At 73.8% G+C, this 8,968-nt stretch carries 8 protein-coding genes; 5 read left to right on the top strand and 3 right to left on the bottom strand.

Going from position 1 to position 8,968, the window contains the following annotated elements; translation table 11 throughout:
- From GV126_RS34015 to GV126_RS34005, 3 genes are all read right to left on the bottom strand, one after another.
- A partial coding sequence (locus GV126_RS34015) for a hypothetical protein (RefSeq protein WP_159675068.1) occupies positions 1-347 on the bottom strand: 347 nt, incomplete at its 3' end.
- Between the two features lie 133 nt (positions 348-480).
- Complete coding sequence (locus tag GV126_RS34010) at positions 481-1,269, bottom strand: HdeD family acid-resistance protein (protein ID WP_159675066.1); 789 nt, start codon at positions 1,267-1,269, stop codon at positions 481-483.
- Positions 1,270-1,458: 189 nt separating this feature from the next.
- A complete protein-coding gene (locus tag GV126_RS34005; RefSeq protein WP_159675064.1) occupies positions 1,459-2,088 on the bottom strand; it encodes an HhH-GPD-type base excision DNA repair protein in 630 nt (209 codons plus the stop codon).
- A 178-nt stretch (positions 2,089-2,266) separates the two neighbouring features.
- Between GV126_RS34005 and GV126_RS34000 the strand changes: the two genes are divergently transcribed.
- The 5 genes from GV126_RS34000 to GV126_RS33980 all read left to right on the top strand — a co-directional run.
- The gene (locus GV126_RS34000; RefSeq protein WP_159675062.1) at positions 2,267-4,609 is read left to right on the top strand and encodes a penicillin acylase family protein; all 2,343 of its coding nucleotides are present in this window, start codon (positions 2,267-2,269) and stop codon (positions 4,607-4,609) included.
- Positions 4,609-5,241: a GNAT family N-acetyltransferase gene (locus tag GV126_RS33995; RefSeq protein ID WP_159675060.1), complete on the top strand. Its 633-nt coding sequence runs from the start codon at positions 4,609-4,611 to the stop codon at positions 5,239-5,241. The genes GV126_RS34000 and GV126_RS33995 overlap by 1 nt, the downstream gene beginning before the upstream one ends.
- A gap of 94 nt (positions 5,242-5,335) precedes the next feature.
- A complete protein-coding gene (locus GV126_RS33990; RefSeq protein ID WP_159675074.1) occupies positions 5,336-7,306 on the top strand; it encodes a copper resistance CopC/CopD family protein in 1,971 nt (656 codons plus the stop codon).
- Positions 7,307-7,816: 510 nt separating this feature from the next.
- The gene (locus GV126_RS33985) at positions 7,817-8,107 is read left to right on the top strand and encodes a hypothetical protein (RefSeq protein WP_236570365.1); all 291 of its coding nucleotides are present in this window, start codon (positions 7,817-7,819) and stop codon (positions 8,105-8,107) included.
- A gap of 12 nt (positions 8,108-8,119) precedes the next feature.
- A partial coding sequence (locus tag GV126_RS33980) for a DUF2637 domain-containing protein (protein WP_438947889.1) occupies positions 8,120-8,968 on the top strand: 849 nt, incomplete at its 3' end.

Below are 8,968 nucleotides of genomic sequence, written 5' to 3'. Positions count from 1 at the left end.
GACGGTGCCGTCGGGGGAGCGGGGCCGGGGCGCTCCGCCGCGTGCGGGAGCGGTGCGGGCGGTGCCAGGGGCCGGGACGTGGCCCGCGGTGGTACGCCGGCGCGCAGGCTTCCTCGGTCCGAGGGGCGCAGTGGCGCGTCGAGGAGGTCCGGTTCGGCGCCGTAACCAGCGCCTCCGGTTGCTCCCGCCGTGGCGGTGAGCGCGGTGGGCGCCGTCCAGGCCGTGGCGGCGTGCACCCCGGGCACCAGCAGGACGAGCAGCAGCACGAGCACCCGCACGACCCTCCGCACGCAGGCGCTGCGGCCGACCGGCCGGCGGCCGGCGCGCGGTGCGGGTGCGGTGCTCACATCGGTGGTGTCCCCGGCGCCCGTACGCCGTTCAGCGTGTCGGCCGGTCAAACCGCCCGCACGGCGTAGGTGGCGAGCACGCGGTTGACGGGACGTGCCGCCCGTGTGCGGCTGCTGTGCCGGGAAACGCTTGTCACTGGGCCTGGGGGACCCGTGCGGCGTGGCGGCGGATGCGGAACGCGGTGACGATCTCCATGACGCCCACCCCGACCAGCCACCAGCCGGCCAGCACGGTGAGCACGGCGACCGACCGCAGCGGGGAGTCGATCAGGACGACCCCGGCGATGAAGGTGACGACGCCGAGGAAGATCTGCCAGCCGCGCGCGGGCGCCGTACGGTCGTGGACGGCGGCGATCGTCTGCGTGATGCCGCGGATCAGCCATCCGATGCCGATCCACAGGGCGAGCAGCAGGATCGACTGCATCGCGCCGCGGAAGCAGAACAGGCCCAGCAGGATCGACAGGGCGCCGCTGACGAACGCCAGCACGCGCAGCGAGGTCGTCTGGTGCGTGCCGAAGGCGGAGACCAGTTGGAGGACGCCGCTGACGAGCAGGTACACCCCGAAGAGGACGCCGGCGGCCAGCAGCGAGGCGCCCGGCCAGATGAGGACCAGGATGCCCAGGACGAGGGCGGCGACGCCGGTGACGAGAACGGCCTGCCAGGCGGTGCGGGAGAGGAAGTGCAGCGGGCCTTCCAACGGCGGTTCCGGATACGGTCCACCGCGCGGTGCGGACGCGTGCGGGGGCCATGGTTCCCGGGTGTCGCCCGGACCACCCGCGGCCCCTGCGGCACCTGCTGTGCCGTGGGTCCCTGGGGCACCGGCCGCCCCTCCGGGTCCTCCGGCACGTGCGTCGCGCGCCGCGTGGACGCGGCGGTCGTCGTACCCCGGCCCGCCGGGGCCGCTGCTCGGTGGCTCGGTCATGGTTCATGCTGGCGCCGGTCCGGAGCACACCGCCACCGCTGACGGCCGTCCGGGGGAGTTCCCGGCTCACCGCCCGGCCGGGCCCGACCACCACTGGACCGGCTCCAGGACCACTGGGCCGGCTCCTGGGCCGCCGGATCGACTGCAGGGCCGCCGGGCCGGCTCCAGGCTCACCGAGCCGCAGCTCCGTCAGCTCGTCGGCCTCCCGGAGGACTTGGTCCGCCCGGCCGACCGGGCGGACTTGGCCGCCTTCGCCGCCGCCTTCGTCTCCTGCTTGAAGGCGCGCACCCTGGCCAGGGACTCGGGTCCGGTGATGTCGGCCACGGACCGGTAGGAGTCCGGTTCGCCGTACGCCCCCGCGGCCTCCCGCCAGCCCTCGGGCCGTACCCCCAGCTGCTTGCCGAGCAGCGCGAGGAAGATCTGGGCCTTCTGCTTGCCGAACCCGGGCAGGTCCTCCAGCCGGCGCAGCAGTTCCGGCCCGCTGTCCACGTCCCGCCAGATCGCCTCGGGATCGCCGTCGTAGTGTTCGACGAGGTATCGGCACAGCTGCTGGATCCGCTTGGCCATCGACCCCGGGTAGCGGTGCACGGCCGGCTTGTCCGACAGCAGCCGGGCGAAGGTCTCCGGATCGAACGCCACGATCTCGTGGGCGTCCAGATCCTGGGTGCCCATGCGCCGGGCGATCGTGGCGGGTCCCTTGAACGCCCATTCCATCGGGATCTGCTGGTCGAGGAGCATCCCGATCAGCGCGGCGAGCGGACTGCGGCCCAGGAGGGCGTCGGCGTCCGGGTCCTGGGCGAGGTGCAGGGTGACGTCCATGTGCCGATGATCTCCCGCCGGGGCGCGGCACGCAGCCGGGACCGATTCCGCTTGCCTCGGCTCACGTGGCCGGCTTCGCTTACGCGATCGGCTCCGCTGTGTTTCGGCAGGACCCCGCGCGCCCTCTCCCGACAAGCTGAGTTAGGTTTGCCTAACTGAACCGATGGGGGTGGGATCCTTGACCGCCGAGCTGTACCGCGACGCCTGGGGCGTACCGCACCTGCGCGCCGACAGCGCCCTCGCGCTCCTCCGCGCCCAGGGCCGGGTCACGGCCCTGGACCGTGCCTGGCAACTGGAGGTGGAACGGCACCGCGCGCAGGGCACCTCCGCCTCCTTCCTCGGCGCCACTGCCCTGGCCTGGGACGTCTTCGCCCGGCGCGCCCGCCTCGACGACACCGCCCGACGCTGCTTCGCGGCCCTGGAGCAACAGGATGCGGAGACGGCCGCGTGGGTGCGCGCGTACACCGACGGCGTCAACGACGGCCTTGCGGCCGGTGCGCGCCGCGCCCCGGAGTTCGCGCGGACCGGCCTCGCCCCGGGGCGCTGGGAACCCTGGCACCCGCTCGGCGTCTGGCTCGCCACGCACATCCTCTTCGCCGGCTTCCCGGCCAAGCTCTGGCGCGAGCAGGTCCTGCGCCGGCTCGGGCGGGGTGCCGTGGCGCTGTTCGCCACCGACGGCACCGGCACCTCCGGCAGCAACGGCTGGCTGGTGAGCGGCGCGCGCACCGACACCGGGCAGGCGCTGATCGCCGGAGACCCCCACCGCTTCATCGAGGACCCGGGCGTCTACCAGCAGATACGGCTGGCCTGTCCGGAGTTCGACGTCGTCGGCTTCGCCGTCCCGGGCGTCCCCGGCATCGCCCACTTCGGCCACACCGGCACGGTGGCCTGGGCGATCACCAACGCCATGGCCGACTACCAGGACCTGTACCGGGAACGGCTGCGCCGCACGGGCGCGGGGGTCGAGGCCCTCGGCCCCGACGGCACCTGGCGGCGCGCCGCCCGGCACACCGAGACCATCGAGGTCGCGGGCGAGGCCCCGGTCGAGGTGGAGATCATCGAGACCGACCGGGGACCGGTGATCGCGGGCGGCCCGGAGGGCCTGGACGGCGTGGCCGGCTCGGACGGGCCGGAGAGCCCGGACTTCCTGGACGACAGTGCACATGACGGTGACCAGGACAGTGACCAGGACAGAGAAAGGGAGACCGGCTCGGACGGTCGGGGCGGCGGGGACGGGCCGCAGGCCCCGGACACCCCGGCGCCCGCCCTCGACATCCCCCTCGCCCTGAGCCTGCGTCACCCGCCCCGCGTCACCGGCGACCTCGGCTTCCGCGCCCTGCCGGCGCTGCTGCGCGCCCGCCGCGTCGAGGACGTCGACCGTGCCTTCGACGCCTGGGCCGAACCGGTGAACGTGGTGCTGGCCGCCGACACCGAGGGCGGTGTCCTGCACCGGGCGGCGGGCCGGGTGCCGGTGCGCGCCGCCGACAACATGGTGCGTCCGGTCCCCGCCTGGGAACCGGGCCACGCCTGGCACGGCTGGCACGAGCCGCCCCGCGCCGGGCTGTCCGACGGCGTGGCCGTGATGGCCAACCAGCGCGGCCTCGCGGCCCCGCTCGGCGTGGAGTTCGCCCCGCCGCACCGCGCCGACCGCATCCGTGCCCTGCTCGCCGAGCGGCCCGTGTGGTCCGCCGACGCCATGCCGGCCATCCACACGGACACCCACCTGGCCTCCGCCGCCCCGCTGCTGGACCACCTGGCCGCCCTCGAAGACCCGGCCGACCCGGCCGACCCGGCCGACCCGGCCGACCCGGCCGACCCGGCCGCCCTGGACGACCCGGCCGCCCTGGACGCCCTGGCCGACCCGGCCGACCCGGCCGATCTGACCCCGCGGGCGGCCCGTCTCCGGGCCCGGCTGCTGCGCTGGGACCGCCGCATGGACGCCGGCAGCGAGGACGCGGCGGCCTTCGCGGCGCTGCGCACGGCCGTCGTCCGCCGGCTCGCCGCGCACCCGGTGTTCGCCCCGCTGGCCGAACCACCCGCCTACCCGGAGGTCTTCCAGCCCTGGCTCGCCCTCGTCCCGCGCATCGGGCACGCCCTGGAGCACCTCCTGAGCGCCGAGGACCTGTACGGCATCGACCGCCGCGCCGTCGTGCGCGAGGCCCTGGAAGAAGTTGCCGCCCGGCCCGCCGCCCCCTGGGGCGAACGGCACCGCCTGGCCCCCTGGCGGGCACTGCCCGGGACCGAACCGTTCTACGACGAGCCCGGGCTGTCCGGCGACCACGACTGCGTGCTGTGCACCTCCGCCGTGCCCGGACTGACCGACCTCGCCGCACGCGGCCCGGTGGCCCGGTACGTCTGGGATCTCGCCCGCCGCGACAACAGCCGCTGGGTGGTCCCGCTCGGCGCCGACGGCGTCCCCGACGCGCCCCACCACCACGACCAGCTGTCCCTGTGGACCGCCGGCGACCTCGCCCCGGTCGTCACCGACTGGGCCCGTCTGACGAAGGAGACCGACGTCTGATGCCCGAGCCGCACGTCCCCGCCACCACGCCCCCCGGTCGTGAAGCCGTCCACGAGCAGGCCGTCGACGGCTACGGCACCGTCCGCGTCCTGCCGCTCGACCCGTACGGCGACGCGCCCACCGTCCACCGCTGGGTCAGCGAGGAACGCGCCGCCTTCTGGGGCATGACCGGCCTGACGGTGCGGCAGGTCGCCTCGATCTACGCGCACATGGAGACGCTCGACACCCATCACGCCTTCCTGGTGGTGAAGGACGACACCCCGGTCGCCGTGCTGCAGACGTACGAGCCGGAGGCGGACCGCGTGAGCGAGTGCTACCCGGTGCGCCCGGGCGACATCGGCGTGCACCTGCTGCTCGCACCGCCCGGCCCGCAGGGCCCGCGGCCGGGGTGGACGGCGGCGCTGCTGGACGTGCTGCTGTCGTACGTGCTGCTGACCCTGGACCGCGGGCGCGTCGTGGTGGATCCGGACGTACGCAACGACAAGGCCGTCGCCCGCTTCCTGCGGCAAGGCTTCGAGCGGGGGCCGGTGGTCGTGCTGCCGGAGATCGACCTGCCGGACGTCCACCTGCCCGAAAAACGCGCCCAACTCGCCTTCCTCGCCCGGGAGACGGCCTTCCCCGGCACCGCCTGAGCGAACCGCCGCCCCGGTCCGTACTCAACCGGAAGGCCGGCGACTTCCTCGACGGAGCGGTGACGTGACCCGACGGCGACGACTGTCCCACCTGGTGCTGCTGGGCTCGCTGCTCGTACTGCTGCTCCTCGCCGGGGCCAATCCCGCGGCGGGACACGCGGCGCTGCGCTCGCTCGACCCCGCAGACGGAACCGTCCTGCCGTCCGCACCGCGTGCGGTCACTCTCACCTTCAGCGAGTCCGTCGGCCTGCTCGACGACACCTTCCGCCTGTTCGGCCCGGACGGGCGGCGGGTGCGCACCGACCCGGCCGAGCACGCGCCCGGCCGGACGGACACGGCGCGCGTGGCGTTCCCCGCCGGACTCGGCCGGGGCACGTTCACCGTGGCCTGGCGGGTGGTGTCGGCGGACGGCCACCCGGTCTCCGGCGCCTTCACCTTCTCCGTGGGCAGCCCCTCGGCGGTGTCCGCCGCCGTCGCCACCGGCCGGGCCGAGGACCCGCTGACCCGCGCTCTCCACGGTCTCGCCCGCGCTGCGGCCTACAGCGGAGCCGCCCTGCTCATCGGCACCGCCGCCTTCGTCCTGCTGTGCCGGCCACCGGACCCCCGCCCGTCGCGCGGGCCGCTGGCGGCCGGCTGGTGGACGCTGCTGGTGTCCACGCTCGCACTGCTCCTCCTGCGCGCCCCCTACGAGACGGGCGCGGGCCCGGCCGCCGCGCTCCACCCCGCGGCCCTCGCCCACACCCTGACCGGCCGCCCCGGCCTGGCCCTGCTGACCCGCCTCACCCTCCTGGCCCCGACGGCGCTGTTCGTCCGACGACTGCCGACCACGACGACCATGCCGAACACAAGGACCACGGAGACCACGCCGACCACCTGGACCGCCCACACCACGAGAACCACGCCGACCACATCCACCACGACGACCACGCCGACGCCGACCACATCCACCACGACGACCACGCCGATGCCGACCACGCCGGTCGCCGGAACCCCATCCAGCGCAAAAGCCGCAGCCGCCCCTCTGGCCCTCACCCTCCCCCTCGCCTTGGTCCTCGCTCTCCTCCTCGCCCTGACCTGGGCCGTCTCCGACCACGCCGCGGCCGGCATCCAGGTGCCGTGGGCGATGGCGTCCTCGGTGCTGCACCTGCTGGCGATGGCCGTATGGCTGGGCGGCCTGACGGCGCTCCTCACCACGCTGCAGGGGGAGGCGCGGGCGAGCCGCGCGCCGGTCGGCGGCACGGCGGCGGAGACGACCGACGGAGCGTCGGCCGAGGAAACCCGCCGATCCCCAAACCGGGACGCGCAGCTGACGGCGACGGTGACCCGCTTCTCCCGGCTCGCCGTCCTCGCTGTCACCGTCCTCGTCCTCACCGGCACCTACCAGTCCTGGCGCGGCCTGGGCTCCCCGGCCGCGCTCACCGGCACGACGTACGGCCGGCTGCTGCTGGCGAAGCTGCTCGCGGTGGCGCTGCTGGCGGCCCTGGCTGCCCGCTCCCGCCGCTGGACGAGCCGACTGGCGAAGTCCACGGCCCCGGCCTCGCCTGCGGCTCCGCCGCCCGGGCCGGAGGCCGTTGCCCGTGCGCTGCGCCGCTCGGTCCTCGCCGAGGTCACCGTGGGGGTCGCGGTCCTGGTGATCACCACGGTGCTCGGGGCGACGCCGCCGGGCCGGACCGCGGCGGATGCGGCGGCGCGGGACGGGTGGGCGCCGACGGCCGGGGTCCCGGGCGCCTCCGTCGCCGTGATCCCCTTCGACACCGGCAGCCCCGGTGGCCGCGGCAGGGTGCAGATCACCCTGGAACCGGGCCGTGTCGGCCAGAACGCGGTGGAGGCGGTGGTGTTCGGCCCCGACGGCGGCCTGTCCGCCGTCCCCGAACTCCGTCTGTCCCTGTCCCTGCCGGCCAAGGGGATCGGCCCGATCGACGCCCGGCTCACCGACCGGGGCGGCTACTGGGGCACCGACACTCTGACCCTGCCGCTCCCCGGCACATGGACCGCGAAGGCGACGGTACGGGTGTCGGAGCTGGACCAGGCGAGCGCGGCCCGGACGGTGCGGATTCTGCGCTGAGCCGCCGGGACGGAAGCGAACGGCCTTGGCCCACCCGAGGACTCCTGCCTCTTTTCCGTAACCCCGCATATTCCATGCCGTTATGCCGGTGTCGCGTCACCGGGCCCATGGAGAGAAACATGTGGAACGTCACCGTATGGATGCTTGTCGCGGCCGCATCCGCCTGTACCGTGGGGTCGGTTTTCTTGCCGCCGTACCAGAGCAGAATGCGGCGAGTCGATACCGTGGAATTGCGTCGCCACCGACATATGGTCGAGGTGCTGCAGAGCAACAGTCGGCCGTTCCCCGGCGAACCGCTGAACCGATGAACCGCTGAACCACTGAACTGGTTGATCGGTGAGCTGGTCGATCGGTGAAACGCGCCCTGCCGGCGAGCGGTGCCGTACTCGGGGAGCTCCGCCGTCCCACCGGACGGCGGATGAAGCATCCGATCGCACCTATAGGCATGTCAGGCAATTCCTTCACCCGTTTGCCGCGCATCCGGGCAAGTCGGGTGACGTTAGTCGGGATATGACTAAGGCAACCAGGGACGGGTACTTGGGGCTGCTCGCGGGTCGCGCGCGGCAGGACCCGGGTGCCGCACACGCCGTGGCGCTGGGACCGTACACGTACCTGCCCGCACCCGTGCATGCGTCGGCCACCGCCAACGGCACCCTGACCAGGGGCGGTCTCCCGGTCGCACTGGCGGAGACCGAGACGCTGCTGCGGGATTTCCTGGAGGCGATGAGCCGACTGGAGGCCGACCTCGCCCGCCGCTGGGTCGGCTCGGACGGCCGGTCCGCCTTTCCTCGACCGGAGTAGCCGGACCATTTTATGTATGACGAACGTATCGACCGACGTCCGGGGTATTCCGCAGACCGCTCGTACCCGGGGGCGACTCCGGGCGTACCCGAAGGGCCCGGTGCGGGAACCGGACGGCACCGAGCGCCCACCCGATTCTTCACCGGCCCTCTCGTTCCCCCGGATTCGGCCTGGGATCCCGCCGAAGAACTTGCGTTCATGCTCCAGGACGCAATGGAGGAGGAGCAGCGGAGGAGAATTCCTGCGGCCCGAGAGGAAACAGTGTCCTCCGGGCAGCCGGACACATCTTCCGTCTTCGACTCCTTGTCTCAGGACCATCCGGAGAATTCCGGGGACGACCGCACCGACCACCGGGCCCACAACCGCGCCGGCGACCGCACCAACACCCCCCTGGAAAATCTTCAGGAAATCACGGCGGAACTACCTCCGTTGAAGGATGTCTCGCGCGGCCACCGAAAAGTCCGTGAACGCAGGCGCCCGAGCGGACTGCGAGCCGTCAGCCACCTCATCGCCGCACTCACCGCGGTGACCGCATCCGCCGTGAGCTTCTTCGGCGGCATGGTCGCCTACGACCCGCTGCGCATCGTGGCCCTCTCCCGCATGCAGGACGGCATCGCCTCCTGGTGGCCGCTGCTGGTGTACGGGCCGTGGCTGGTGGCGTCCCTGTCCGTCCTGCGCGCCGCCCTGCACCGGCGGCGCGCCGTCCACTCCTGGGCCGTGGTGCTGCTCTTCTCGTCCATCGCGATGCTCCTGTGCGTGATCCAGGCGCCCAGGACGATCGTGGACATGTCGTCGGCCGCCCTGCCGGGCCTGGCGTCGCTGGCCTGCTTCCAGCAGCTAGTGCGCCAGATCACCCTGACC

This window comes from Streptomyces mexicanus (assembly GCF_902506575.1).
Lineage (GTDB): Bacteria > Actinomycetota > Actinomycetes > Streptomycetales > Streptomycetaceae > Streptomyces > Streptomyces mexicanus.
The sequence above is the reverse complement of the archived record's forward strand: the minus strand, read 5'-3'. Positions and strand labels throughout refer to the sequence as shown.